18 protein-coding genes and 2 tRNA genes are annotated in these 25618 nt (G+C 67.2%); 10 read left to right on the top strand and 10 right to left on the bottom strand.

The annotated features are described in order from the left end of the window. Positions 1-105: 105 nt before the first annotated feature. From DM992_RS10985 to DM992_RS10965, 5 genes are all read left to right on the top strand, one after another. Entirely contained in the window at positions 106-1674 is a 1569-nt protein-coding gene (locus DM992_RS10985) for a YdiU family protein (protein ID WP_111016815.1), read from the top strand. Positions 1675-1720: 46 nt separating this feature from the next. After that, positions 1721-2152 (top strand): peptide-methionine (R)-S-oxide reductase MsrB, encoded by a 432-nt coding sequence (msrB, locus tag DM992_RS10980; protein WP_072437159.1) that lies wholly within the window; start codon positions 1721-1723, stop codon positions 2150-2152. Positions 2153-2310: 158 nt separating this feature from the next. Next, on the top strand, positions 2311-2841 hold the full coding sequence (locus tag DM992_RS10975) for a septation protein A (protein ID WP_034181202.1): 531 nt from the start codon (positions 2311-2313) through the stop codon (positions 2839-2841). 1 nt (position 2842) lies between these two features. Next, positions 2843-3151, top strand: coding sequence for a BolA family protein (locus DM992_RS10970; RefSeq protein WP_047900921.1), 309 nt, complete (start codon positions 2843-2845; stop codon positions 3149-3151). 18 nt (positions 3152-3169) lie between these two features. Continuing rightward, entirely contained in the window at positions 3170-3952 is a 783-nt protein-coding gene (locus DM992_RS10965; protein ID WP_034181200.1) for a peptidylprolyl isomerase, read from the top strand. 174 nt (positions 3953-4126) lie between these two features. Here DM992_RS10965 and DM992_RS10960 read toward each other — a convergent pair whose 3' ends face one another. Next, complete coding sequence (locus DM992_RS10960) at positions 4127-4672, bottom strand: N-acetyltransferase (RefSeq protein WP_111017885.1); 546 nt, start codon at positions 4670-4672, stop codon at positions 4127-4129. A gap of 5 nt (positions 4673-4677) precedes the next feature. Beyond that, positions 4678-8742 (bottom strand): phosphoribosylformylglycinamidine synthase, encoded by a 4065-nt coding sequence (gene purL / locus DM992_RS10955; RefSeq protein ID WP_111016814.1) that lies wholly within the window; start codon positions 8740-8742, stop codon positions 4678-4680. A gap of 328 nt (positions 8743-9070) precedes the next feature. On the opposite strand from purL, the gene DM992_RS10950 reads away from it, so the two are divergent. The 3 genes from DM992_RS10950 to pgi all read left to right on the top strand — a co-directional run bounded on the left by DM992_RS10950 (position 9071) and on the right by pgi (position 13704). Next, entirely contained in the window at positions 9071-10372 is a 1302-nt protein-coding gene (locus tag DM992_RS10950; RefSeq protein WP_111016813.1) for an FAD-dependent oxidoreductase, read from the top strand. A 53-nt stretch (positions 10373-10425) separates the two neighbouring features. Beyond that, the gene (locus tag DM992_RS10945; protein ID WP_111016812.1) at positions 10426-11970 is read left to right on the top strand and encodes an NAD(P)H-hydrate dehydratase; all 1545 of its coding nucleotides are present in this window, start codon (positions 10426-10428) and stop codon (positions 11968-11970) included. A 111-nt stretch (positions 11971-12081) separates the two neighbouring features. Next, entirely contained in the window at positions 12082-13704 is a 1623-nt protein-coding gene (gene pgi, locus DM992_RS10940; protein WP_111016811.1) for a glucose-6-phosphate isomerase, read from the top strand. 60 nt (positions 13705-13764) lie between these two features. On the opposite strand, the gene DM992_RS10935 is transcribed toward pgi, so the two are convergent. Continuing rightward, a complete protein-coding gene (locus DM992_RS10935; protein ID WP_111016810.1) occupies positions 13765-14478 on the bottom strand; it encodes an ABC transporter ATP-binding protein in 714 nt (237 codons plus the stop codon). Here DM992_RS10935 and DM992_RS10930 point away from each other — a divergent pair. After that, entirely contained in the window at positions 14477-15151 is a 675-nt protein-coding gene (locus DM992_RS10930) for an arylesterase (protein WP_111016809.1), read from the top strand. The two genes, DM992_RS10935 and DM992_RS10930, sit on opposite strands and share 2 nt — an antisense overlap. Before the next feature lie 74 nt (positions 15152-15225). Here DM992_RS10930 and DM992_RS10925 read toward each other — a convergent pair whose 3' ends face one another. The 7 genes from DM992_RS10925 to tig form a co-directional block, all read right to left on the bottom strand. Continuing rightward, positions 15226-17160, bottom strand: a complete 1935-nt coding sequence (locus tag DM992_RS10925; RefSeq protein ID WP_111016808.1) for a SurA N-terminal domain-containing protein — start codon at positions 17158-17160, stop codon at positions 15226-15228. Between the two features lie 326 nt (positions 17161-17486). Further along, positions 17487-17563 (bottom strand) — tRNA-Asp (locus tag DM992_RS10920). Positions 17564-17585: 22 nt separating this feature from the next. Beyond that, a tRNA-Val gene (locus tag DM992_RS10915) sits at positions 17586-17661 on the bottom strand. Positions 17662-17867: 206 nt separating this feature from the next. Beyond that, positions 17868-20291 carry an endopeptidase La gene (lon, locus tag DM992_RS10910; protein ID WP_111016807.1) on the bottom strand — a complete coding sequence of 808 codons (2424 nt, stop codon included), beginning with the start codon at positions 20289-20291 and terminating at the stop codon, positions 17868-17870. A 197-nt stretch (positions 20292-20488) separates the two neighbouring features. Beyond that, positions 20489-21760, bottom strand: a complete 1272-nt coding sequence (gene clpX, locus DM992_RS10905; protein ID WP_006489345.1) for an ATP-dependent Clp protease ATP-binding subunit ClpX — start codon at positions 21758-21760, stop codon at positions 20489-20491. A gap of 164 nt (positions 21761-21924) precedes the next feature. Further along, a complete protein-coding gene (gene clpP, locus DM992_RS10900) occupies positions 21925-22578 on the bottom strand; it encodes an ATP-dependent Clp endopeptidase proteolytic subunit ClpP (protein ID WP_010092137.1) in 654 nt (217 codons plus the stop codon). Positions 22579-22718: 140 nt separating this feature from the next. Beyond that, positions 22719-24065, bottom strand: coding sequence for a trigger factor (gene tig / locus DM992_RS10895; protein WP_111016806.1), 1347 nt, complete (start codon positions 24063-24065; stop codon positions 22719-22721). Positions 24066-24452: 387 nt separating this feature from the next. Here tig and DM992_RS10890 point away from each other — a divergent pair, with 387 nt between their 5' ends. Further along, on the top strand, positions 24453-25598 hold the full coding sequence (locus DM992_RS10890; protein WP_111016805.1) for a glycerate kinase: 1146 nt from the start codon (positions 24453-24455) through the stop codon (positions 25596-25598). Positions 25599-25618 lie beyond the last annotated feature (20 nt).

Here is a 25618-nt window from a genome sequence, read left to right as displayed (position 1 = left end):
GTGCGCCCGTCAGCGGCCCGGACGGGCGCGGCGCACGGTGCGCGGGCCGCCATGCGGGCGGCGCGGCGCCGCCTTACAATATCGGCTTACCCAGAGGCGCTCAACATGTCGTTTTCCCGAAGCGCAGCCGATGCGGCTGACACCCTTCCCGACCTCGCCGCCACGCTCGGAGCACCCGCCGAAGGCGCGTTCGTCCAGCTCGGCGACGCGTTTCATACGCGGCTGCCGGCCGCGCCGCTTGCCGCGCCGTACGTCGTCGGCTTTTCCGACGAAGTCGCGCAACTGCTCGACCTGCCGGCGTCGCTCGCCGCGCAGCCCGGCTTCGCCGAACTGTTCGCCGGCAACCCGACGCGCGACTGGCCCGCAACCGCGATGCCGTACGCATCGGTGTATTCCGGCCACCAGTTCGGCGTGTGGGCCGGCCAGCTCGGCGACGGCCGCGCGCTGACGATCGGCGAGCGCACCGGCACCGATGGCCGCCGCTACGAGCTGCAACTGAAAGGCAGCGGCCGCACACCGTACTCGCGGATGGGCGACGGCCGCGCGGTGCTACGCTCGTCGATCCGCGAATTCCTGTGCTCGGAAGCGATGCATCACCTCGGCATCCCGACCACGCGCGCGCTGACGGTGATCGGCTCCGACCAGCCGGTGGTCCGCGAGGAGATCGAGACGTCGGCCGTCGTCACGCGTGTGTCGGAAAGCTTCGTGCGCTTCGGCCACTTCGAGCACTTCTTCTCGAACGATCGCCCCGACCTGCTGCGCCAGCTCGCCGATCACGTGATCGACCGCTTCTATCCGGATTGCCGCGACGCGGACGATCCGTACCTCGCGCTGCTCGAAGCCGCGACGCTGCGCACGGCCGACCTCGTCGCGCAGTGGCAGGCCGTCGGCTTCTGCCACGGCGTGATGAACACCGACAACATGTCGATCCTCGGCGTGACGATCGACTACGGCCCGTTCGGCTTCGTCGACGCGTTCGACGCGAACCACATCTGCAACCACTCCGATAACAGCGGCCGCTACGCATACCGGATGCAGCCGCGCATCGCGCACTGGAACTGCTATTGCCTCGCGCAGGCGCTGCTGCCGCTGATCGGGCTGCAGCACGGCATCGCCGATGACGATGCGCGCGCCGAGCGCGCGGTGGACGACGCGCAGGCGGTGCTCGCGAAATTTCCGGAACGCTTCGGCCCCGCGCTCGAACGCGCGATGCGCGCGAAGCTCGGCCTCGAGCTCGAACGCGAGAACGACGCCGAACTCGCGAACAAACTGCTCGAGACGATGCATGCGAGCCATGCGGATTTCACGCTGACGTTCCGCCGGCTCGCGCAACTGTCGAAGCACGACGCGAGCCGCGACGCGCCCGTGCGCGACCTGTTCATCGACCGCGACGCGTTCGACGCGTGGGCGAACCTCTACCGCGCGCGGCTGTCGGAGGAAACGCGCGACGACGCGACACGTGCGGCCGCGATGAACCGCGTGAACCCGAAGTACGTATTGCGCAACCATCTGGCCGAAGTCGCGATCCGGCGCGCGAAGGAAAAGGATTTTTCGGAGATCGAGCGGCTCGCGCGGATCCTGCGCCGGCCGTTCGACGAACAACCGGAGCATGAAACATACGCCGCGTTGCCGCCCGACTGGGCCGGGTCGCTCGAAGTGAGCTGCTCGTCCTGAAGCCCCCAACCCGCGCGTATCGAACGACCGATCAGGAGAACCCCACATGTCCCACGATTCCGACGACAAAACCTTCCCGTACGAGAAGGACGACGCCGAGCTGCGCCGCCGGCTCACGCCGATGCAGTACGAGGTCACGCAGCATGCGGCGACCGAGCGCGCCTTCACCGGCGAATACACCGACACCGAGGACGCCGGCATCTACAAATGCGTCGTCTGCAGCACGCCGCTGTTCGAATCCGGTTCCAAGTTCCATTCGGGCTGCGGCTGGCCCAGCTACTTCAAGCCGCTCAACGGCGAGGTGATCGACGAGAAGGTCGACTACTCGCACGGCATGGTGCGCGTCGAGGTCCGCTGCAACCATTGCGGCGCGCATCTCGGGCACGTCTTCGAGGACGGCCCGCGCGACAAGACCGGTTTGCGGTACTGCATCAATTCGGCTGCGTTAAACTTCGAGTCCCGACCCGAAAACGAATGAGCGGCGCCGGGCGGATCGGCGAGACGGCCCTTTGGGGGCAACCTTCGCCGGGCGGCTTGCTCTCGGGCTGGCCGCCCCGATCCGCGACGGCGGTGCCTGGCGGGTCCCTACAACGGTGAAAGGCCGCGCACGCGGCGTTTCACGCAGCTGCGAGCGCCATGAAATTCCTGTTCGATCTGTTTCCGATCATCCTGTTTTTTGTCGCCTTCAAGGTCTGGGGCATCTTCACCGCCACCGCCGTCGCGATCGTCGCGACGCTGGCCCAGGTCGCGTGGGTCGCCTTCCGGCACCGGAAGGTCGACACGATGCTGTGGGTCAGCCTCGGCGTGATCGTCGTCTTCGGCGGCGCCACCCTCGTGCTGCATGACGAGAAATTCATTCAATGGAAACCGACTGTGCTGTACTGGCTGTTTGCGGTCGGGCTGCTTGCCGCGCGCTATGCGTTCGGCAACAACCTGATCGAGAAGATGATGGGCAAGCAACTCACGCTGCCGCACCCCGTGTGGGACAAGCTGAACGTCGCGTGGGCGCTGTTCTTCGCGGTGCTCGGCGTCGCGAACCTGTACGTGGTGCACAATTTCACCGAATCGCAATGGGTGAACTTCAAGCTGTTCGGCACGACGGGCGCGATGGTCGTGTTCATCATCCTGCAGAGCCTCTGGCTCACGAAATACCTGAAGGACGAATGACATGACGGACGCCTTTCTCCACGCGTCGCCCGACGAACGCATCGCGCTGATCGAGGCGCGCCTCACCGCGTCGCTCGCACCCGTGTCGCTCGCCGTGCGCGACGACAGCGCGCAGCACGCGGGCCACGCCGGCGCGGCCTCGGGCGGCCACTACACGGTCACGATCGTGTCGGCCGCATTCGCGGGCAAGCCGCGCGTCGCGCGGCACCGGCTGGTGTATGATGCGCTCGCTGATGCGATGCAGCGCGGCATTCACGCGCTCGCGATCGTGGCTTACACGCCCGAAGAATTCAACGAATCTTCAATCTAGTCTCATTAGGAATTCCCGATGATCCTGAAATCCCCTCGCCTGTGGGTCGCGGCGGCTGCATTCGCAGCGGCACCGGCATTTGCCCAGAACATCGCCGTCGTCAACGGCACGCCGATTCCGAAGTCGCGCGCCGACGCGATGGTCGCGCAGCTCGTCCAGCAAGGCCAGACCGACAGCCCGCAACTGCAGCAGGCCGTGCGCCAGGAACTCGTGAACCGCGAAATCCTGATGCAGGAAGCAATCCGCGAAGGCATCCCGAACCGTCCGGACGTGAAGGCGCAGGTCGCCGTCGCGCAGCAGACCGTCGTGCTGCGTTCGATGATCGAGAGCTTCCTGAAGAAGAACCAGCCGACCGACGCCGAAGTGAAGGCGCGCTACGACGAACTCGTCAAGGGCGCCGGCGGCAACCGCGAATATCACCTGCACCACATCCTCGTCGACAACGAGCAGCAGGCCAAGGACCTGATCGCGAAGATCAAGGCCGGCGCGAAGTTCGAGGATCTCGCGAAGCAATACTCGAAGGATCCTGGTTCGGGCAAGAACGGCGGCGATCTCGACTGGTCCGACCCGAAGGCGTACGTGCCGGAATTCTCGGCGGCCGCGCAGAAGCTGCAGAAAGGCCAGATGACCGACGCGCCGGTGAAGACGCAGTTCGGCTGGCACATCATCCGCGTCGACGACATCCGCGACATCGCGCCGCCGCCGTTCGACCAGGTGAAGGCGCAGATCGCGCAACAGCTCGTGCAGCAGAAGCTGCAGGCGTTCGAGGAAGGTCTGCGCCAGCAGGCAAAGATCCAGTAACGCAGGCGCCCGTCGCCCGTGCATCGGAAAGCCGCTCTTCGGAGCGGCTTTTTCATTTGGCGCGCCGGAGCGCATGCATCGTGAGGCTTTCGCAGCCGGTCGACGCGCGATAAAAAATGCCGCTCCAGGGAGCGGCATTCTCTGTGCCGGACACCACCCGCGCCGCAGCGTTCGCTACGCGGGATAGAACACGTCGTGATAGCGAACTTCGCCCGACGGCAGCGGCGCCGATGCGTCGAACGACAGCGCGAGAAAATACTCGGACGGCACGTCGGGAAACACGATGTCGCCGGACGGCTCGAACCCGAAGCGCGCGTAGTACGCGGGATCGCCGAGCACGACGCAGCCGCGCGCGCCGAGCCGGCGCAACGCGTCCAGCCCCGCGCGCACGAGCCCGGCGCCGATGCTCTGCCGCTGGCAGTCGGGCAGCACCGCGAGCGGCGCAAGCCCGTACCATTGCTGTCGATCCGTCGGCTCGCCGCCGATCGAGACCGGCGAAAACGCGACGTGGCCGATGATGCGGCCGTCGCGCTCCGCGACGAGCGACACGCTCAACGCGCCGTCCGCGCGCAGCGCGTCGACGATTCGCCGCTCGAACTGCCCGCCCTGCGGTTCGCCCGCGAACGCCGCGACGATCACGCGGCCGATCGCGCCGGCCTCGCTCGCGCGCTCGTCGCGCAGCGTGACGACCTCGACCGGCGCGTTCGGGTCGAACCTCATCCGGATCAGCCGATCCAGCGGCGCGCGTTGCGGAACACGCGCATCCACGGGCTCGCTTCACCCCAGCCTTCCGGGTGCCAGCTCATCGTGACCGTACGGTGCACACGCTCCATGTGCGGCATCAGCACCGAGAAGCGGCCGTCGGCCGTCGTCACCGACGTGATGCCGGCCGGCGAGCCGTTCGGGTTGAACGGATAGCGCTCGGTGGCTTCGCCGCGGTGATCGACGAAACGCATCGCGACTGCAACGCGGTCGATGTCGCCCTGCTGCGAGAAGTCCGCATAACCTTCGCCGTGCGCGACCGCGACCGGAATCCGCGAGCCTTCCATCCCAGCAAAGAAGATCGACGGCGACTTCTCCACTTCGACGAACGAGAAGCGTGCCTCGAACTGCTCGGACTTGTTGCGCGTGAACTTCGGCCACGCCTCCGCGCCCGGGATCATCGACGCGAGGCTCGACAGCATCTGGCAGCCGTTGCAGATGCCGAGCGCGAACGTGTCCGGACGCGCGAAGAACGCCGAGAACATGTCGGCCAGGTTCGCGTTGAAACGGATCGTCTTCGCCCAGCCTTCGCCCGCACCGAGCACGTCGCCGTACGAGAAGCCGCCGCACGCGACCGCACCCGCGAAATCGGCCAGCGTCGCGCGGCCCGCGAGCAGGTCGCTCATGTGCACGTCGTGCGCGTCGAAGCCCGCGCGGTCGAATGCGTAGGCCGTTTCCAGATGCGAGTTCACGCCCTGCTCGCGCAGGATCGCGACGCGCGGCCGCGCGCCGGTCGCGATGAACGGCGCGGCGATGTCGTCGGCCGGATCGAAGCTCAGCACCGGCGAGATGCCCGGATCGGCCGCGTCGAGCAGCGCGTCGTATTCGGCATCCGCGCACGCGGGGTTGTCGCGCAGGCGCGCAATGCGCCAGCTCACTTCGCCCCATGCGCGATGGAGTTCGGTGCGCGGCGCGTCGAAGATCTTCTTCGCGTCGCGGTACACCTCGATCACGTCGCGGTCGTTGACCGAGCCGATCACGTGCGAGCACGTCGACAGACCGAATTCGCGCAGCGCGCCGAGCACCGCGTCGCGGTCGGCCGTGCGCACCTGCACGACAGCGCCGAGCTCCTCGGAGAACAGCGCGCGCAGCGTTCGATCGTCGCGGCGGCCGCTCGTCTGCTTCGCCCAGTCCTTCGCGTCGCCATAGTCGGATTCGTGATGCGGGTCGAGCGTCAGCATGTCGACGTTCAGCGACACGCCCGCGTGGCCCGCGAACGCCATTTCGCACACCGTCGCCCACAGGCCGCCGTCCGAGCGGTCGTGGTACGCAAGCAGCTTGCCCTGCGCATTGAGCGACTGGATCGCATTGAAGAAGCGCTTCAGGTCTTCCGCATCGTCGACGTCCGGCGTCGTGTCGCCGACCTGCTGCGTGACCTGCGCGAAGATGCTGCCGCCCATCCGGTTCTTGCCGCGGCCGAGATCGATCGCGATCAGCACGCTGTCGCCCGCGTCGGCGACGCGGCGCAGTTGCGGCGTCAGATGGAGCCGCACGTCCTCGACCGGTGCGAACGCGGAGATGATCAGCGACACCGGCGAGACCACTTCCTTCGCGACGCCCTGCTCGTCCCACTTCGTCTTCATCGACAGCGAGTCCTTGCCGACCGGGATGCCGATCCCGAGCGCCGGGCACAGCTCCATGCCGATCGCCTTGACCGTGTCGAACAGCGCGGCGTCCTCGCCGGCCGTGCCGCACGCGGCCATCCAGTTCGCCGACAGCTTCAGCTTGTCGAGCGACGCGATAGGCGCGCTCGCGATGTTCGTGATCGCTTCGCCGACGGCCATGCGGCCCGATGCCGGCGCGTCGATCACCGCGAGCGGCGTGCGCTCGGCCATCGTCATCGCTTCGCCCTTGAAGCCCGCATAGTCGAGCGCGGTAACCGCGCAGTCGGCCACCGGCACCTGCCACGGGCCGACCATCTGGTCGCGCACCGACGTGCCGCCGACCGAACGGTCGCCGATCGTGATCAGGAACGACTTGCTGCCGACCGTCGGGTGCTTCAGCACGTCGACCGCGACTTCCGACAGCGCGATGCCCGTCACGTCGACCGGCGCGCGCTCGGTCGCCACGCGCGTGACGTCGCGGTGCATGCGCGGCGGCTTGCCGAGCAGCACTTCCATCGGCATGTCGACCGGATATTCGTCGGCACCGGTCGCTTCGGCGTCGACGAGTTGCAGCTGGCGCTCGTCGGTTGCAACACCGACCACCGCGAACGGGCAGCGCTCACGCGCGCAGATCGCCTCGAAGCGCGGCAGGTCGGCCGGCGCAATCGCGAGCACATAGCGCTCCTGCGCCTCGTTCGACCAGATCTCGCGCGGCGACAGGCCCGATTCCTCGAGCGCGACCTTGCGCAGTTCGAAGCGTGCGCCCTTGCCCGCGCCGTCGACGATTTCGGGGAACGCGTTCGACAGGCCGCCCGCACCGACGTCGTGGATGCTCAGGATCGGGTTTTCCGCGCCGAGCTGCCAGCAGCCGTTGATCACTTCCTGCGCGCGACGCTCGATTTCGGGGTTGCCGCGCTGCACCGAGTCGAAATCGAGCTCGGCCGTGTTCGCGCCGGTCGCCATCGAGCTCGCCGCACCGCCGCCCATGCCGATCCGCATGCCGGGGCCGCCGATCTGGATCAGCAGCGAGCCGGCCGGCACGTCATGCTTGTGCGTGTGTTGATCCGCGATGTTGCCGAGGCCGCCCGCGATCATGATCGGCTTGTGATAGCCGCGCACCTGGCCGCCGACGTTCTGCTCGTATACGCGGAAGTAGCCGCCGAGGTTCGGGCGGCCGAATTCGTTGTTGAACGCGGCGCCGCCGAGCGGGCCGTCGATCATGATCTGCAGCGGCGACGCGATGCGGTCCGGGCGGCCGTACGGGCCGTGCGCATCGTTCGGGTTGCGCTCGCCGACCGGCTGCGCCGCGTCGCGTGCGTTTTCCCACGACTGACGTGCATCGGGCAGGTCGAGGTTCGACACGGTGAAGCCCGTGAGGCCGGCCTTCGGACGCGCGCCGCGGCCCGTCGCGCCTTCGTCGCGGATCTCGCCGCCCGCGCCGGTCGCCGCACCCGGGAACGGCGAGATCGCCGTCGGGTGGTTGTGCGTCTCGACCTTCATCAGCGTGTGCGTGAGTTCGGTGTGGCGGCCATATCGCTCGCCCGGCTCGCCGGCCGCGCCCGCGTTGCGCGGGAACCAGCGCTCGGCTTCGGCGCCCATCATGATCGACGAGTTGTCGGAATACGCGACGATCGTGCCCTGCGGATTCAGCTTCTCGGTGTTGCGGATCATCGCGAACAGCGACATGTCCTGCGCTTCGCCGTCGATCGTCCACTGCGCGTTGAAGATCTTGTGGCGGCAGTGCTCGCTGTTCGCCTGCGCGAACATCATCAATTCGACGTCGGTCGGATTGCGTTCGAGCTTGCGGAACGCATCGACCAGATAGTCGATCTCGTCGTCGGCGAGCGCGAGGCCCAGCTCGACGTTCGCGCGCTCGAGCGCGCCGCGGCCGACGCCCAGCACGTCGACGCTCGCGAGCGGCTTGGCCGGCAGTTCGTCGAACAGGTGCTTCGCGTCGTCGCGCGCGGCGACCACGCTTTCGGTCATCCGGTCATGCAGCGCAGCGGCGACTGCCGCACGCGCGTCGTCGGACAGCGCCTTCTTGCCGCCGAGCAGGCCCGACTTCAGCGTGACCGTGAATTCGACGCCGCGCTCGATGCGGCGCACCTGCGTGAGGCCGCAGTGCTGCGCGATGTCGGTCGCCTTGCTCGCCCACGGCGAGACCGTGCCGAAGCGCGGCAGCACGACGAAGGTCTCGGCCGCGCCCTTCTCGGCCGCCGGCTCGAACGGCGCGCCGTAGTGCATCAGCGCATCGATGCGCGCGCTGTCGTCGGCCGACAGCGGCTCGGCCGCATTGACGAAGTGCAGGAACTGGCCGCGCACCGCGACGATGTTGGCGTCGATTTGCCTGAGCGTGTCGAGCAGACGGGTTTGACGGAAATCGGAAAGGGCCGAAGCGCCGGGAAAACACGAGAAGTGAGCCATGGGCTGGACTGACGTCGATGAGTCGCGCGAGGTGGCGACGTGGGGCGAAAGGAAGGCCGTAATTATACCCGGAAGTCGGCCGCCCCAAACCGGCCGTTCGGCAGCCCGCATGCACCGCGACGGTGCCGCGGCGCGCACCGTGCACGGCCGCCCGCCGGGCCGGCCCGCCCGGGTGCGGCAGGCGGCGGCCTCCGCGCGGCCGTACGGCGCCTGCTCGCGCAGCGCCGGTTCCCGCGATTTTGGCGCTATCATTCCGGGTTCACCGGGCCGGGGCCCTCAGCGAATCCTCACCGGGCGGCGTGCGCGCCGCCCGTCATCGAAGCAATCCATGGATGTCATCGTCATCGGCGGCGGAATCAGCGGCGTCGCCACCGCCTACCAGTTGCGCGCGGCCGGCCATCGCGTGTGCGTGGTCGAACGCCACGCGACCGTCGCACAGGGAGCGACCTACGGCGACGGCGGCGCGCTGCTGCCGAGCCCGCTCGACGTCTGGTTCGGCCCGACCTTCATGCGCCAGCGCCAGCCGCGCGACAGCGGCATCGTCTACAAGCCGGGCTTCAACGGCGGCGTGCGCCGCTTCGTCAAGCAGCTTGGCGCGCTGCGCGAGCCCGATGCGTTCGCCGCGCAGTACGCGCGGCTGCAACCGCTGATCGACGCGTCGCGCGACACGCTCGCCGACATCGAGGCGCGTCTCGAACTCGAATTCGAACAGAAGCCCGGCATCCTGCACGTCGTGCGCGATCCGCGCGACTGGGAAGCGATGCAGCCCGCGCTCGACCTGCTGCGCACGCTCGACCAGCCGTACCGCACGCTGAGCGCCGACGAATGCGCGGCGCTCGAACCGTCGGTGCCGGCCGAGCCCGGCTTCGCCGGCGGCGTGCTGCTCGAGACCGAGCGCACCGGGAACTGCCCGCTGTTCGCGAAACTGGTCAAGCAGACGCTCGACGAGCACGGCGTGCAGTTCCGCTTCGGCGCGGACGTCGCCGCGATCCGCGTCGATACCGGCCGCGCCGCGGTCGAACTCGTACCGTCCGGCCACCGGAACGCGGCGAAGGCGCACGAGGTCGACGTGATTTCCGCCGACGCGATCGTGGTCGCCGCCGGCGCCGGCAGCCTGCCGCTGCTCGAACGGCTCGGCTGGCGCCTGCCGCTGCACCCGGTGCGGGTCCATACGCTCACTGCGCCGGTCGCGTACGAAGAACACGCGCCGCACCTGAGCGTCGTCGATTCGATCAAGCGCATCTCGATCACACGCACCCACCAGCGGCTGCGCATCGGCGGCGGCGCCGTGCTGCAGAGCCTGACCGACACCGCAAAGCCGCTTGCCGAGCCGCTGTCCGAGGCCGCGCTCGCGCTGCTCGGCCAGGCCGTCCACGACTGGGTGCCCGGCGCCGCCAGGATCTCGGCCGCGCTGTCGTGGCAGGGCACGCAACTGCTGTCGCCGGACGGCCTGCCCGTCGTGGGTCCGACCCCGCATCCGCGCGTGTTCGTCAATTTCGGACACGGCCCGACCGGCTGGGGGCTCGCGTGCGGGTCTGCTAAAGTGGTGACCGACTACCTCGGCGGCGACGTGCAGCACTGGCCCGCCGATACGCTCGCCGCACTGCGCGCCGGGCGCTTCACGACCTGACCGCCGCGGGCCCGTCCCGTGGCGGCATCCTTGCCAGCCGCCACGATCCCGCGATGACCGCTACCCGCCCGCTTCCCGAATCCGATCCAATCGCACTGCTGCGCGTCGCCGACTTGCGCGCGGCCGAAGCCGACGCGGCCGCGGCGCTGCCTCCGCATACGCTGATGGGCCGTGCGGGTGCCGCCGCCGCGCGCTGGCTGTCCGAGCGCGTCGCCGGCGACGACCGCCCCGTGTGGTTCGCGGTCGGCCCCGGCAACAACGGCGGCGACGCGCTGGTTGCCGCCACGCAGCTCCAGCAGCTCGGCATCGCGACGCAGGCGTGGATGCCGGTGCCGGTCAAGCCGGACGACGCACAATGGGCGCTCGGCCTCGCTCGCGCAGCCGGCGTCCCGCTGTCGGCCACGCCGCCCGCGTCGCTGGACGGCTACGCGTGGGTCGTCGACGGGCTGTTCGGCATCGGTCTCGGCCGCGCGCTCGACGGCGCATTCGCCGAACAGGCCGCGCGCATCGCCGCGCACGCACGGTGCGGTGGCCGCGTGCTCGCGCTCGACGTGCCGAGCGGGCTCGACAGCGATACGGGCCGGATCGTCGGCGCAGGCGTCGCCGTCGCGGCCACGCATACGCTCACCTTCATCGGCGCGAAGCCGGGCCTCTACACGGGCGACGGCCGCGACCTCGCCGGCGAGATCGACGTCGCGTCGCTCGACGTCGCGCCGCCCGCCGCGCCGGCCATCGTGCTGAACACGCCCGCGCGATTCGCCGCGGCGCTGCCCGCGCGCGCGTTCGCGTCCCACAAGGGCACCTTCGGCAGCCTCGCGGTGCTCGGCGGCGACACCGGCATGTGCGGGGCGCCGATCCTGGCCGCGCGCGCCGCGCTGTTCGCGGGCGCCGGCAAGGTGCACGTCGGCTTCCTCGGCGCCGGCGCGCCGCCGTACGACCCGCCGTTCCCCGAACTGATGCTGCATCCGGCCGACGGCCTCGACCTCGGCGCGATGACCGCGATCGCGGCCGGCTGCGGCCTCGGCACGCGCGAGGCCGCGGCAACGCTCGTGCGCGACGTGCTCGCCCACGACGCCGCGACGCTGCTCGATGCCGACGCGCTGAACCTCGTCGCGACGCACGCGGACCTCGCGGCCGCCGTCGCCACGCGCGGCGCCCGCGGCAATCCCTGCGTGCTGACCCCGCACCCGCTCGAAGCCGCGCGGCTGCTCGGCAGCGACACGGCGACGGTGCAGCGCGACCGCGTCGCGGCGGCACAGGCGCTCGCCGCGCGCCATGCAGCCATCGTCGTGCTGAAAGGCTCGGGCACGGTGATTGCGGCACCCGACGGCCGCGTGACGATCAACCCGACCGGCAACGCGGCGCTCGCCACCGGTGGCACCGGCGACGTGCTCGGCGGCCTGATCGGCGCGCTGCTCGCACAGCGCGTCACACCGTACGAAGCGGCGCTCGCGGGCGTCTACCTGCACGGCCTCGCGGCCGACACGCTGACCGCGCACGGCACCGGCCCGGCCGGGCTCACGGCCGGCGAACTCGCACCGATGGTGCGCACGCTGATCAATCGCCTTTTTTATCCGTCGCCGCGCGCCAACGCGTAACGCCGCTATACTGACTGCCCCGCCGCACGGCGGGCCCTCTCGTCCGCTGGCCTGCCGATCCCGATGAGCCGGCGCGGCATTCCTCCCGATTCACGCTTCACTCGAACCGCCATGACGCTGAATTCGCTCCCCGCCTGGACTGCCCTTCAATCCCACTTCGAACAGATCCGCCACGCCCGGCTGCGCGACTGGTTCGCGCCGGAAAACGACCGCGCGCCGACCCGCGCCGAACGCTTCACGATTCCGGGCGGCGGTCTCGCGGCCGACTTCTCGAAGAACCGCATCAACGACGAAACGCTGCGTCTGCTCGTGCAGCTCGCGCGCGACGCGGGCGTCGAAACGCGCCGCGACGCGATGTTCGCGGGCGAGATCGTCAACCCGACCGAAGGCCGCGCCGCGCTGCACACCGCGTTGCGCGCGACCGACCCGCAAGCGCCGTTCCACGCGCAGGTGAGCGCCGAGCGCGCGAAGATGGCGACCTTCGCGCGCGCCGTGCGCAGCGGCACGTGGACGGGCTACACGGGCAAGCGCATCCGCCACGTGATCAACATCGGCATCGGCGGCTCCGATCTCGGGCCGAAGATGGTCGTGCATGCGCTGCACCACGTCGCGACGCCTGACATCTCGACCCACTTCGTGTCGAACGTCGACGGTGCCGATCTCGCGCGCGTGCTCGAACAGGTCAATCCCGAGGAAACGCTCGCGATCATCGTGTCGAAGACCTTCACGACGCTCGAGACGATGACGAACGCACGCTCGCTGCGCGACTGGTTCGTCGCGCGCGGCTGCCCCGAGGACGCGCTCGCGAAGCACTTCGTCGGCGTGTCGGCGAACACGGCCGAAGTCGTGAAGTTCGGCATCGCCGCGGACAACGTGTTCGAAATGTGGGACTGGGTCGGCGGCCGCTATTCGCTGTGGTCGGCGGTCGGCCTGTCGATCATGATCGCGATCGGCCCCGAGCAGTTCGACGAACTGCTGGCCGGCGCGAACGACATGGACCGCCATTTCCGCGAAGCGCCGCTCGAGCGCAACCTGCCGGTGCTGCTCGGCCTGATCGGCATCTGGTACCGGAATTTCTTCGGCTCGCAGAGCTACCTCGTCGCACCGTATTCGGAAGCGCTGCACTACCTGCCGTCGTACCTGCAGCAGCTCGAAATGGAGAGCAACGGCAAATCCGCGCGCCTGGACGGCACCTTCGTCGATTACCCGACGTCGGCCGTCACGTGGGGCGAGCCGGGCACCAACGGTCAGCACGCGTTCTTCCAGATGCTGCACCAGGGGCCGACGATCGTGCCGATCGACTTCATCGCGGTGCTGACGCCCGAACATCCGCTCGCGAGCCATCATCCGAAGCTGCTTGCGAACTGCTTCGCACAGAGCGAGGCGCTGATGCTCGGCCGCACGCTCGACGAAGCGCGCAAGGTCGCCGGGCCCGGCAAGGAAGCGCTCGCGCCGCACCTGACGTTTCCCGGCAACCGCCCGACGACGACGCTGCTCGTCGATGCGCTGACGCCGCGCACCCTCGGCGCGCTGATCGCGCTTTACGAGCAGAAGGTGCTCGTGCAGGCGACGGTGTGGGACATCAATCCGTTCGACCAGTGGGGTGTCGAGCTCGGCAAGATTCTCGGCAAGGTCGTCGAAGCCGACCTGTCCGCCGAGTCGGTCGATCCCGCGAAGCACGACTCGTCGACCACGGCGCTGATCGAACGCGCCCGCGCGGCGCTCAAGCGCTGACGCGACCGCGTCATGCGCACGCCGGCCGCGCATTGCAACCCGCGCGGCCGGCAGGAAAATTCAGGCGCCGCGCTGCGCTGCGTGCGGCTCGACGATGTGCCCGGCGTCGAGCGTCACCGTCGTCGCGCAGCGGCGTGCAAGTTCGACATCGTGCGTGACGAGCACGAGCGTTGCGCCGTGCGTGCGGTTCAGTTCGAACATCAGGTCGATGACCGCGTGCCCCGTCGCCGCATCGAGGCTGCCGGTCGGCTCGTCGGCAAACAGGATCGCCGGGCGCGTGACGAACGCGCGCGCGAGCGCGACGCGCTGCTGCTCGCCGCCCGACAGCAGCTTCGGATAATGCGCGGTGCGTTCGCCCAGACCGACCTGTACGAGCAGCGCCCGTGCGCGATCGGCCGCGTCGCGCGCACTGATGCCGCCCCGCAGTTCGAGCGGCAGCATCACGTTTTCGAGCGCCGTCAGGTGCGGCATCAACTGGAACGACTGGAACACGAACCCGACGGCACCGTTGCGCAGCGCGGCGCGCTCGTCCTCGTCGAGCTGATCGAGCGCGCGGCCGAGCAGGCGAACCGCGCCGCTCGTCGCGCTGTCCAACCCCGCAAGCAGGCCGAGCAGCGTCGACTTGCCCGACCCCGACGCGCCGACGATCGCGAGGCTGCTACCCGGCCGCACGGCGAGCGTGATGCCGTCGAGGATCGTCAGCTCGCCCGTTGCGTCGGCGACCCGCTTGCACACGTCATGGACTTCGATGATCGGATCGGTAATCTTGAACATGGACACGACATTTCGCTGGAAAAAACGCGCGGCGCTCGCCGCGCTGCTGGGCACCCTGCTGACCGCAAGCGCGCCCGCACGCGCCGTGACGGCGCCGGCCCCGACATCGGGCCAGCCGGTGATCGTCGTGCTCGGCGACAGCCTGTCGGCCGAATACGGGTTGCCGCGCGACACGGGCTGGGTTGCATTACTGCGGCAGCGGCTCACGAACGAGCGAATCGATTATAGCGTCGCGAACGCCAGCGTCAGCGGCGACACCACGAGCGGCGGCCGCGCGCGGCTGCCTGCGGTGCTGCAGCGGCTCAAGCCTTCGATCGTCGTCGTCGAGCTCGGTTCGAACGATGCGTTGCGCGGCGTGCCGCTCGCGACGACCGAGCAGAACCTGCGCGACATCATCGCAGGCGCACGGCGTGCACAGGCGAAGGTCGTGCTGGTCGGCATGTACGTGCCGCCCAATTACGGCCCCGACTACACGCAGAAGTTCCACGCCGTCTATACGCGGCTGTCGAAGGATCTCGGCGTGCCGCTCGTGCCGTTCCTGCTGGCCGGCATCGAGAACAAGCCCGAGATGTTCCAGGCCGACCAGATGCATCCCGCGCAGCAGGCGCAGGGCATTCTGCTCGACAACGTGTGGCCTGCACTGAAGCCGCTGCTCGGCAAGCCGCGCGGCTGACGTCGTACCCCCCGCCGGAAAACAAAAAGCCCCGCTCGAAGCGGGGCTTTTTGTTGTTGCGTGCGAAACGATGCTCAGTTGTCGCCGTCCTGCGACTGGCTGGTCGTCGTCCCGTACAGCTTCACCTTCGAGCGATCGCGCAGCGCGGCGAGATACGCTTCGCCTTCGCTTTGCGCGTCGACCTGCGCCATCTGCTGCTGCGCGGCCGCCAGTTGCTGCGGATCGACGGCCGTGCCCGGGATCACCGCGTTCACGCGGTAGATCGCGTAGCCGTCCGCGCCGAGATCGACGCCGACGTAAGCCGGCAGCGTCTTCGCATCGACCTTGTAGACGGCGCTCAGCGCGGCCGGCGTCAGGCCCTGCGATTGCGTGCGCGACACCTTCTGCGCTGCCGCGAACCCGTCGGTCGACTTCGACTTCTGCAGCTCGGCCAGCTTCGCCGCACCGTCCTTCTGCGCGAGTGCCGCGGCCTGCTCGGCGACGACCTTCTGGCGCACGACGTCCTTGATCGCATCGAGCGCAGGCACGGCAGCCGGCTTGTAGTCGGTCACGCGTGCCGAGATCAGCGTGTTGTTGCCGACGTCGATCGCCTGCGTGTTGTTCTGGTTCTTCACCGAGTCGTTCGCGAACACGGCGGCCAGGAACTTCGGATTGTTCAGCGGGCTCGTCGGCGGCAGTTGCGGATTCGGCGTCGGCGTGACGGTGGCCGTCTGGATCGTCAGCTTGTACTTGTCCGCGGCCGGCTGCAGCGTCTTCGCCTTTTCGTAGACGGTCGACGTGAAGCCTTCCGCGTTGTCCGTGAACGCCTTCGATGCGTACTGCTGCTTCAGGTCGGTCGCGATCCGGTCCTTCACTTCCTCGAACGGCTTGACGGCCGCCGGCTTCACTTCGGTCGCCTTCAGCACGTGGAAGCCGAGATCCGACTGCACGACACCGCTCACGTCGCCCTGCTTGAGTGCGAACGCGGCATCATCGAACGCCTTGCCGCCCGCCGTCGAGCCGCGCGTGATGAAGCCGAGGTCGCCGCCCTTCGCGGCCGACGGCGCGTCCTGCGAGCTCTTCTGCGCGATCTGCGCGAACTGGTCCGGATGCGCCTTCACGTCGGCGAGCAGTTGCTCGGCCTTCGCCTTCGCGGCCGCCTTGTCGGCCGCGCTTGCGCTGCTCGCCGCGGCGATGAAGATGTGGCTCACGCGAACCTGCGCTTCGGTGCGGAAGTGCGTCGGGTTGTCGTCGTAGAACTTCTTGATGTCCGCATCGGTCGGCTGCGCGCTTGCGGCCGCCGCGGCCGGCGAATAGACGAGGTACTGGATCGTCGCGGTCTCGGGCGTCGCGAAGCTCTGCTTGTGCGCGTCGTAGTACGCGGCGAGCTGCGCGTCGGTCGGCTGGACCTTCGATGCGTAGTCGCTCGTCTTCAGCACGAGCGCCTGCACGTCGCGTTGCTGCGCGGCGAGTTCGGACAGGCGTTGCGCGAGGCTCTTCGGCGTGAACGCGCTCGACACGATGCTGGCCGGAATCTGCTGCAGCGCGAGGCTGTAGCGCACGCGCTCCTGGTACTGCTCGGGCGTCATCCCCTGGAACGACAGCAGTTGCGCGTAACGCTCGACGTCGATCGAACCATCGGGCTTCTTCAGCGACGCGATCATCGGGTCGCTCATCAGCGCATCGCGCACCGCATTGTCGGACGCGGTCAGGTGCAGGCGTTGCGTTTCATCGGCCAGCACGCGCTGCTGGATCAGACCGTCGAGCACCTGCTTGCGATGCTCGGGCGTATCGAACATCTTGATGTCGAACTGCCCGCCGAGCGCCTGACGCGCCTGGTCGATCTGCTGGCGGAACGCGCCGTCGAATTCGACCCGCGTGATCTTGTGCCCGTTGACCGCCGCGGCGTTCGCACTATCGTCGAAGAAGCCGCGGAAGCCTTGGATCCCGACGAAACCCAGCCCCGGCAATACGATCAGGAGCAGGAGCGCCATCATCAGGCGCTGGTGATTACGGAAGAAATCGAGCATGCGTGACGGGAAAATTGGACAAAACGACCGATATTACAACATACGGGGTGGGACGGGAGAAAAGCAGACGTGCAGCGAGCGGGCGCAACGGACAGCACAAACGAAAATGCCCGCACGAGGCGGGCACTTTCGTTTGTTTGGCGGAGCGGACGGGACTCGCCTACATCCCGCAGGCCGCGGCTGCGCTTGCAGGCGCAGCCCTTCGAGTCCCGCCGGAAGCCGCGCAGGCGGCTTCCTCCGCTCCGCAGTCACGCGCCCGAGAACGGGCGCAACAACCGGACAGCACAAACGAAAATGCCCGCACGAGGCGGGCACTTTCGTTTGTTTGGCGGAGCGGACGGGACTCGAACCCGCGACCCCCGGCGTGACAGGCCGGTATTCTAACCGACTGAACTACCGCTCCTTGGTCTGGCTGAATCAGAAACTGGTGGGTGCTGAGGGGTTCGAACCCCCGACCTACGCCTTGTAAGGGCGCCGCTCTACCAGCTGAGCTAAGCACCCGTTCCCGATTCGTTCCGGCTGCGATCTGCGTTTCCGCATCAACAACCAGCGAGCCCGCAAGTTTAATTCATCCCCGATCATTTTGCCAAGCCTGGACGCGAATTTTTTTCTGCCGCCCTCGCTCGCGATTCCGCCACGCATAAAAAAACCCGCGGACACGCCGCGGGTTTTGTGAACAACCGTCAGGAAGGACGGCGTTCAGGGTCTCAGTGCTTGACGACTTCCGTCGAGCCGGCATCCTTCGCCGCCTCGCCGACCGGCGCTGCTGCCTTCGCTTCTTCTTCCGGCGGCAGCGGAGTCGGCGAACGCTCGAGCGCGAGCTCCAGCACCTTGTCGATCCAGCGGACCGGCACGATCTCGATCGCGTTCTTCACGTTGTCCGGAATGTCCGCGAGATCCTTCACGTTCTCTTCCGGAATCAGCACGAGCTTGATGCCGCCGCGATGCGCGGCCAGCAGCTTTTCCTTCAGCCCGCCGATCGGCAGCACTTCGCCACGCAACGTGATTTCGCCCGTCATCGCGACATCGGCTCGCACCGGGATACCCGTCAGCACCGACACCAGCGCGGTCGTCATCGCACCGCCGGCGGACGGACCGTCCTTCGGCGTCGCGCCTTCCGGCACGTGGATGTGGATGTCCTGCTTCTCGAACGCTTCGTCCTTGATGCCCAGACGGCGCGAACGCGAGCGCACGACCGAACGTGCAGCCTCGACCGACTCCTTCATCACGTCGCCGAGCGAACCCGTGCGGATCACGTTGCCCTTGCCCGGCATCACCGCGGCTTCGATCGTCAGCAGGTCGCCGCCGACTTCCGTCCACGCGAGGCCCGTCACCTGACCGACCTGGTTTTCCTTCGCCGCGAGGCCGAAGTCGTACTTACGCACGCCGAGGAACGTATCGAGGTTCTCGCCATCGACCTTGATCGCGCCCGATGCCTTCTTCAGCAGCAGCATCTTCACGACCTTGCGGCAGATCTTCGACACTTCCCGCTCGAGCGAACGCACACCGGCTTCGCGCGTGTAGTAGCGGATGATGTCGCGGATCGCCTGTTCGGTGACGTCGATCTCGCCTTCCTTCAGCCCGTTGTTCTTCTTCTGCTTCGGCAGCAGGTAACGCTGCGCGATGCTGACCTTCTCGTCTTCCGTGTAGCCCGACAGACGGATCACTTCCATCCGGTCGAGCAGCGGCGGCGGGATGTTCAGCGAGTTCGACGTCGCGACGAACATCACGTCCGACAGGTCGAAGTCGACCTCGATGTAGTGATCGGCGAACGTATGGTTCTGTTCGGGATCGAGCACTTCGAGCAGCGCCGACGACGGATCGCCGCGGAAATCCATGCCCATCTTGTCGACTTCGTCGAGCAGGAAGAGCGGATTGCGCACGCCGACCTTCGTGAGGCTCTGCAGGATCTTGCCCGGCATCGAACCGATATACGTACGGCGGTGGCCGCGGATCTCGGCTTCGTCACGCACGCCGCCGAGCGCCATCCGGACGAACTTGCGGTTCGTCGCACGGGCGATCGACTGGCCGAGCGAGGTCTTGCCGACGCCCGGGGGCCCGACGAGGCACAGGATCGGCGCCTTGACCTTGTCGACGCGCTGTTGCACCGCGAGATACTCGAGAATGCGTTCCTTGACCTTCTCGAGGCCGAAGTGATCCTCGTCGAGCACCTGCTCGGCATTCGACAGGTCGTTGTTGACCTTGCTCTTCTTGCGCCACGGCAGACCGATCAGCGTGTCGATGTAGTTGCGCACGACGGTCGCTTCCGCCGACATCGGCGACATCAGCTTCAGCTTCTTCAGCTCGGCATCGGCCTTCTTCTTGGCTTCCTTCGGCATGCGCGCGGCGTTGATGCGCTTCTCGAGTTCCTCGAGATCGGCACCCTCTTCGCCTTCGCCCAGTTCCTTCTGGATCGCCTTGACCTGCTCGTTCAGGTAGTACTCGCGCTGGCTCTTTTCCATCTGGCGCTTCACGCGCCCGCGGATGCGCTTCTCGACCTGCAGGATGTCGATCTCGGCCTCGAGCTGCGCGAGCAGGTGCTCGAGGCGCTCGATGACCGGGAACATCTCGAGGATGTGCTGCTTCTGGTCGAGCTTCAGCGGCAGGCGCTCGGCGATCATGTCGGCGAGGCGGCCCGCTTCGTCGATGCCCGACAGCGACGTGAGGATCTCCGGCGGGATCTTCTTGTTCAGCTTCACGTACTGGTCGAACTGCGACACGATCGCGCGGCGCAGCGCTTCCGTTTCAGCGCTGTCGGCATGATCGGGCTCGAGCGGCATCACTTCGCAGGAGAACTGCGTCTCCTGTTCTTCGATCGACAGTGCCTTCGCACGCTGCAGGCCTTCGACGAGCACCTTCACGGTGCCGTCCGGCAGCTTCAGCATCTGCAGGATGTTGGCGATACAACCGACCTCGTACATGTCCTTTTCGGTCGGTTCGTCCTTGGCCGCGGTTTTCTGGGCGACGAGCATGATGTGCTTGCCGCCTTCCATCGCTGCTTCGAGGGCCTTGATCGATTTCGGCCGGCCCACGAAGAGCGGAATCACCATGTGCGGGAAAACGACGACATCCCGCAGCGGCAGCAGCGGGAGCGTGATGCGTTCCGGCGGGAGAAGTTGGGTGCCTGACATTTCATTTCCCCATGAGTGGAATCAATTGTTCGGTAATTGAGGCCGCCACAACGAATTGCAAGCCTTCAAGTGCGGGAAATATTCGGTAAGAAAGTAACCACCGCGTGTCGAGTCAGAGTTACCCACAAGATAAACGAAAAAAAGCCGCCCACGGTCTCATGAACGGCCTTTTTCGCAGAACATCGTCGGCCAGCCGGTCAGTTCGAACCCGCCACCTTCGGCGTGTCCTCGTAGATCAGCAAAGGCTTGCCGTCCCCATCGATGACGTTCTCGTCGATGATGACCTTGCTGACCCCTTTCATCGTCGGCAGTTCGTACATCACGTCGAGCAACGCCTGTTCGATGATCGAACGCAAACCGCGCGCGCCGGTCTTGCGGCGGATCGCCTTGCGGGCGACTGCCTGCAGTGCGCCCGGCCGGATCTCCAGCTCGACGCGCTCCATCGCGAACAGCTTGTGATACTGCTTGACGAGCGCGTTCTTCGGCTCGACCAGGATCTTCATCAGCGCGGCTTCGTCGAGCTTGCCGAGCGTCGCGACCACCGGCAGGCGGCCGATCAATTCGGGGATCAGACCGAATTTGATCAGGTCTTCCGGCTCCGTTTCGCGCAGCACTTCGCCCGCGTCGCGCTCCTGCTTGCTCTTGACCGTCGCGCCGAAGCCGATGCCGGTTTTCTCGGTGCGATCGGTGATCACCTTTTCGAGACCGTCGAACGCGCCGCCGCAGATGAACAGGATGTTGGTCGTGTCGACCTGGATGAAATCCTGGTTCGGGTGCTTGCGGCCGCCCTGCGGCGGCACCGATGCCATCGTGCCCTCGACCAGCTTCAGCAGCGCCTGCTGGACACCCTCGCCCGACACGTCGCGCGTGATCGACGGGTTGTCCGACTTGCGGCTGATCTTGTCGATTTCGTCGATGTAGACGATCCCGCGCTGGGCCTTGTCGACCTCGTAGTTGCAGTTCTGCAACAGCTTCTGGATGATGTTCTCGACGTCCTCGCCGACGTAGCCGGCTTCGGTCAGCGTCGTCGCATCGGCGATCACGAACGGCACGTTGAGCAACCGCGCGAGCGTCTGCGCGAGCAGCGTCTTGCCGGAGCCCGTCGGGCCGATCAGCAGGATGTTGCTCTTCGACAGCTCGACGTCGTCCTTCTTGTCGAGATGCTTCAGGCGCTTGTAGTGGTTGTACACGGCCACCGCGAGGATCTTCTTCGCGCGCTCCTGGCCGATCACGTACTGATCGAGGATGTCGCGAATTTCCTGCGGGCTCGGCAGATCCGACCGGGACAGGCTGGCCTCGACGCCTGCGGCAGCCGCCTCGTCGCGAATGATCTCGTTGCAGAGGTCGATACATTCATCGCAGATGAACACCGACGGGCCCGCGATGAGTTTTTTCACCTCATGCTGGCTCTTCCCGCAAAACGAGCAATACAACAGCTTCTCGCTGTTCGAACCTTTTTTGTCCGCCATGAATGTAGAGCCTCCGGACAGGTAAATGACATGATACGCCGATTGCTCCGAACGCCGCGCCTAGGGCGCGACCGGAGCCGGCCGGATGCGCTTGCCGCAGAGGCTCAGGGCGTGCGGAACATAGCAGGGGCGCCGCGCGAATCGGGGCGGCACCCCACTTAAGTTTACGGGCGCTTCAGCAGCACCTGGTCGATCAGCCCGTACGCCTTCGCGTCTTCGCTCGACATGAAGTTATCACGGTCGGTGTCGCGCGCGATGCGCTCGACGTCCTGGCCCGTATGCTGCGCGAGCAACTGGTTAAGCCGCTCCTTCAGGTAGAGGATTTCGCGCGCCTGGATCTCGATGTCGGATGCCTGGCCGCGTGCGCCGCCGAGCGGCTGGTGGATCATCACGCGCGAGTTCGGCAGCGCGAAGCGCTTGCCCTTCGCGCCCGACGCGAGCAGGAATGCGCCCATGCTGGCCGCGAGCCCCATGCACAGCGTCGACACGTCCGGCTTGATGAACTGCATCGTGTCGTAGATCGCCATGCCGGCCGACACCGACCCGCCCGGGCTGTTGATGTACAGGCTGATGTCCTTGTCGGGATTCTCGCTCTCGAGGAACAGCAATTGCGCGACCACGAGGTTCGCGGTCTGGTCGTTCACTTCGCCGACCATGAACACCAGGCGCTCCTTCAGGAGACGCGAATAAATATCGTACGAACGCTCGCCGCGGCCGCTCGTTTCGACGACGATCGGCACCAGCCCCAGTGCTTGCGCCTCGAAACCCTGCGGCGCGTTCGAAGCAAGCATGTCCAGCAATTCAGCGCGAGTGATCATTCAATGAACCTTGTTCGAATGGAAAATTGAACGGAAGGAAGCCGCCCGCTCAATCGCCATATTAATGGCAACCGTGCGCTTGACGTAAAAACGGCGTGCGGGCCGTCGCTCCGACAGCCGGCACGCCGCTAGAGCGACACTTACGCTTGCGCCGATGCGCTCGCGAGTGCCTCGAAGCTCACTTCCTTGTCCGTCACCTTTGCCTTGCCCAGCACGAAATCGACGACGTTGCTTTCAACGACGAACGCTTCCATCTCGGCGAGGCGCTGCTGGTTGGAATAATACCAGCGGACCACTTCCTTCGGGTCTTCGTAGCTCTTCGCGAACTCGTCGACTTCCGCGCGGATCTGTTCCGGCTTCGCCTCGAGGCTGTTCGACTTCACGAGCTCGGCCAGCACCAGGCCCAGCTTCACGCGGCGCTCGGCCTGCTCGGCGAACATCTCGGCCGGGATCGGTGCGTCCTTCGCGTTCGGCACGCCGCGCTGCGCCAGATCCTGGCGAGCCATTTCGACGAGACGTTGCTGGTCCTGCTCGATCAGCGCCTTCGGCACGTCGAGTTCGGAAATCTTCAGCAGCGCGTCCATCACCTGGTTCTTGACGATGGACTGCGTGCGGCGCTTCGCTTCGCGCTCGAGGTTTTCCTTGATCTCGGCGCGCATCTTCGTGAGGTCGCCGTCTTCGATGCCGAGCGACTTCGCGAATTCGCCGTCGATTTCCGGCAGGTGCGGCCACTCGATCTTCTTCATCGTGACCGTGAATTGCGCGGTCTTGCCCGCGACGTCGGCACCGTGGTAGTCATCCGGGAACTTCAGGTCGAACGTGCGCGATTCGCCGGCCTTCAGGCCCAGCGCGGCGGTTTCGAATTCCGGCAGCATGCGGCCTTCGCCGAGCACGAACGGGAAGTCTTCGGCCGTGCCGCCCTGGAACGCGACGTCGTCGATCTTGCCGACGAAGTCGACCGTCACGCGGTCGCCGTTCTTGGCTGCGGTGTCCGCGCCGCCGTCGCCGTGCTCGCCGGCTTCGCCACGTGCGTGGTAGTGCACGCGCTGCTTGCGCAGGATGTCCAGCGTGCGGTCGATTTCGGCGTCACCGATCGACGTGGTCGAGCGCTCGACTTCAGCCGTCGCCAGATCGCCGATCTTCACTTCCGGGTAGACCTCGAACGTCGCGTCGAACGCGTACGCATCTTCGGCTTGCTCCTGCTTCGGCTCGAAGCTCGGCTGGCCGGCGACGCGCAGGTTTTCCGCGCGGCTGATCGTGAAGAACTCCTGGCCGATCTTGTCGCTCAGCACTTCCGCCTCGACCTGACCCGAGTACTGCTGCGCGACCATCTTCAGCGGCACCTTGCCCGGGCGGAAACCCGGCATGCGCACGTTCTTCGCGAGTTTCTGGATACGGGCGTCGATTTCCTTCTGCACGGTGTCTTTCGGCAGGGAAATCGTCACGCGGCGTTCAAGCTTGCCGAGGTTCTCAACAACGTTAGCCATGGCTTCAATCGTCCTAAAATTATTCGAGCGAATCGGGTTTTCCTTGCCGTGCCTGCCTGCGGCGCTACACGTCTCACGCATACACGCCGCGCCGGAGCGCCACGCCATCCCTGCACGCGCCGGATGGCTAGCGCAAGCGGCTCGGAGCACGGCTTTGGCCGGAAGAATCGACTATTCTAGCAAACAATTTTCCTCGCACCTCCAGTTCGGCGCGACGCGCATGCGTCTGCGCCATGCCGGCAGCCCCCTGCACGGCAATGCGCGCGGATCGCCGCTATGCCGTATGCCGTATCCACCGCGGGCCCGCCATCCTGTAAGCTCCGATTGAGGGTGCGCCGCCGTCGCGCCCCATTATTCTTCACACCAATCACGCCTTCCGGAGACACCATGCCGCACCACCCGTCCGCGCCTGTCGTCGTCATCGCGCCCGATTCGTTCAAAGGCTCGCTTTCCGCCGAGCAGGTCGCGGACGCGATCGCCACCGGCATCCGCCGTGCGCGCCCCGACGCGGTCGTGCGCTGCTGTCCGATGGCCGACGGCGGCGAAGGCACGCTCGACGCGATGCTGGCAGGCGGCGGCACGCGGCGCTCGCTGCGGGTGGCCGGCGCGTCGCTCGCGGCACGCGACGCGGCGGTCGGCGTGATCGACCCGCGCACCGCGATCGTCGAGACGGCCGAGATCGTCGGCATTACCGACCCGGTCGGCATGAGTGTGCCGGTCGACGCGCGCAGCACGCGCGGGATGGGCGAGGCGATCCGCACGCTGCTCGACGACGGCGTGCGCCGCTTCTTCGTCGCGCTCGGCGGCAGCAGCACCAATGATGCGGGCGCCGGGCTGCTCGCGGGCCTCGGCCTGCAATGCTTCGACGCGGCCGGCCAGCCGGTCGAGCCCGTGCCGTCGCGGCTCGCCGACATCGCGCGCATCGACGCGTCGGGGCTCGACCCGCGCCTGAAGGAAACGGAATTCGTCGGCATGTCCGACGTCGACAACCCGCTGACGGGCGCGCACGGCGCGACCGCCGTGTTCGGCCCGCAAAAAGGCGTGACGTCCGCGCAGGTTGCGACCCTCGACGCCGCGCTCGGCCATTTCGCCGACCTGCTCGAAGCCGCGCTCGACCGACGCGCCCGCGACCTGCCCGGCGCCGGCGCCGCGGGCGGCCTCGGTTTCGCACTGCACATGCTCGGCGCACAGTTCGAAGCCGGCGCCGAAGTGGTCGCGCGGCAGGTCGGGCTCGACGCGGCGCTCGCCGGCGCCGACTGGCTGATCACCGGCGAAGGCCGCTCCGACGTGCAGACGCTGCACGGCAAGGCGCCGTTCATCGCGTGCCGGCACGCACAGGCCGTCGGCGTGCCCGCGTCGCTGCTGTCGGGCGCGGTCGACCCGGCCGCGCTGCCGCGCCTGTCCGAACATTTTTCCGGCTGCTTCTCGCCGGCTCCCGGGCCGATCACGCTCGACGTCGCGATCCGCGACGCGGCGAACCTGCTCGCGAACGAAGCGGAGCAATTGACACGCCTGAAGTACGGCGCACACTGACCGTTGACCCGAGCGCGCGA

This window comes from Burkholderia sp. JP2-270 (assembly GCF_003233675.1).
Taxonomy (GTDB): Bacteria; Pseudomonadota; Gammaproteobacteria; order Burkholderiales; family Burkholderiaceae; genus Burkholderia; species Burkholderia pyrrocinia_C.
This window is presented reverse-complemented; position numbering and strand designations above follow the sequence as displayed.

Excerpts from the sequence above, each read along its gene's own strand:
- DM992_RS10985 (WP_111016815.1), top strand. The coding sequence starts at position 106 with ATGTCGTTTTCCCGAAGCGCAGCCGATGCGGCTGACACCCTTCCCGAC.
- msrB (WP_072437159.1), top strand. The coding sequence starts at position 1,721 with ATGTCCCACGATTCCGACGACAAAACCTTCCCGTACGAGAAGGACGAC.
- DM992_RS10975 (WP_034181202.1), top strand. The coding sequence starts at position 2,311 with ATGAAATTCCTGTTCGATCTGTTTCCGATCATCCTGTTTTTTGTCGCC.
- DM992_RS10970 (WP_047900921.1), top strand. The coding sequence starts at position 2,843 with ATGACGGACGCCTTTCTCCACGCGTCGCCCGACGAACGCATCGCGCTG.
- DM992_RS10965 (WP_034181200.1), top strand. The coding sequence starts at position 3,170 with ATGATCCTGAAATCCCCTCGCCTGTGGGTCGCGGCGGCTGCATTCGCA.
- DM992_RS10960 (WP_111017885.1), bottom strand. The coding sequence starts at position 4,672 with ATGAGGTTCGACCCGAACGCGCCGGTCGAGGTCGTCACGCTGCGCGAC.
- purL (WP_111016814.1), bottom strand. The coding sequence starts at position 8,742 with ATGGCTCACTTCTCGTGTTTTCCCGGCGCTTCGGCCCTTTCCGATTTC.
- DM992_RS10950 (WP_111016813.1), top strand. The coding sequence starts at position 9,071 with ATGGATGTCATCGTCATCGGCGGCGGAATCAGCGGCGTCGCCACCGCC.
- DM992_RS10945 (WP_111016812.1), top strand. The coding sequence starts at position 10,426 with ATGACCGCTACCCGCCCGCTTCCCGAATCCGATCCAATCGCACTGCTG.
- pgi (WP_111016811.1), top strand. The coding sequence starts at position 12,082 with ATGACGCTGAATTCGCTCCCCGCCTGGACTGCCCTTCAATCCCACTTC.
- DM992_RS10930 (WP_111016809.1), top strand. The coding sequence starts at position 14,477 with ATGGACACGACATTTCGCTGGAAAAAACGCGCGGCGCTCGCCGCGCTG.
- DM992_RS10935 (WP_111016810.1), bottom strand. The coding sequence starts at position 14,478 with ATGTTCAAGATTACCGATCCGATCATCGAAGTCCATGACGTGTGCAAG.
- DM992_RS10925 (WP_111016808.1), bottom strand. The coding sequence starts at position 17,160 with ATGCTCGATTTCTTCCGTAATCACCAGCGCCTGATGATGGCGCTCCTG.
- lon (WP_111016807.1), bottom strand. The coding sequence starts at position 20,291 with ATGTCAGGCACCCAACTTCTCCCGCCGGAACGCATCACGCTCCCGCTG.
- clpX (WP_006489345.1), bottom strand. The coding sequence starts at position 21,760 with ATGGCGGACAAAAAAGGTTCGAACAGCGAGAAGCTGTTGTATTGCTCG.
- clpP (WP_010092137.1), bottom strand. The coding sequence starts at position 22,578 with ATGATCACTCGCGCTGAATTGCTGGACATGCTTGCTTCGAACGCGCCG.
- tig (WP_111016806.1), bottom strand. The coding sequence starts at position 24,065 with ATGGCTAACGTTGTTGAGAACCTCGGCAAGCTTGAACGCCGCGTGACG.
- DM992_RS10890 (WP_111016805.1), top strand. The coding sequence starts at position 24,453 with ATGCCGCACCACCCGTCCGCGCCTGTCGTCGTCATCGCGCCCGATTCG.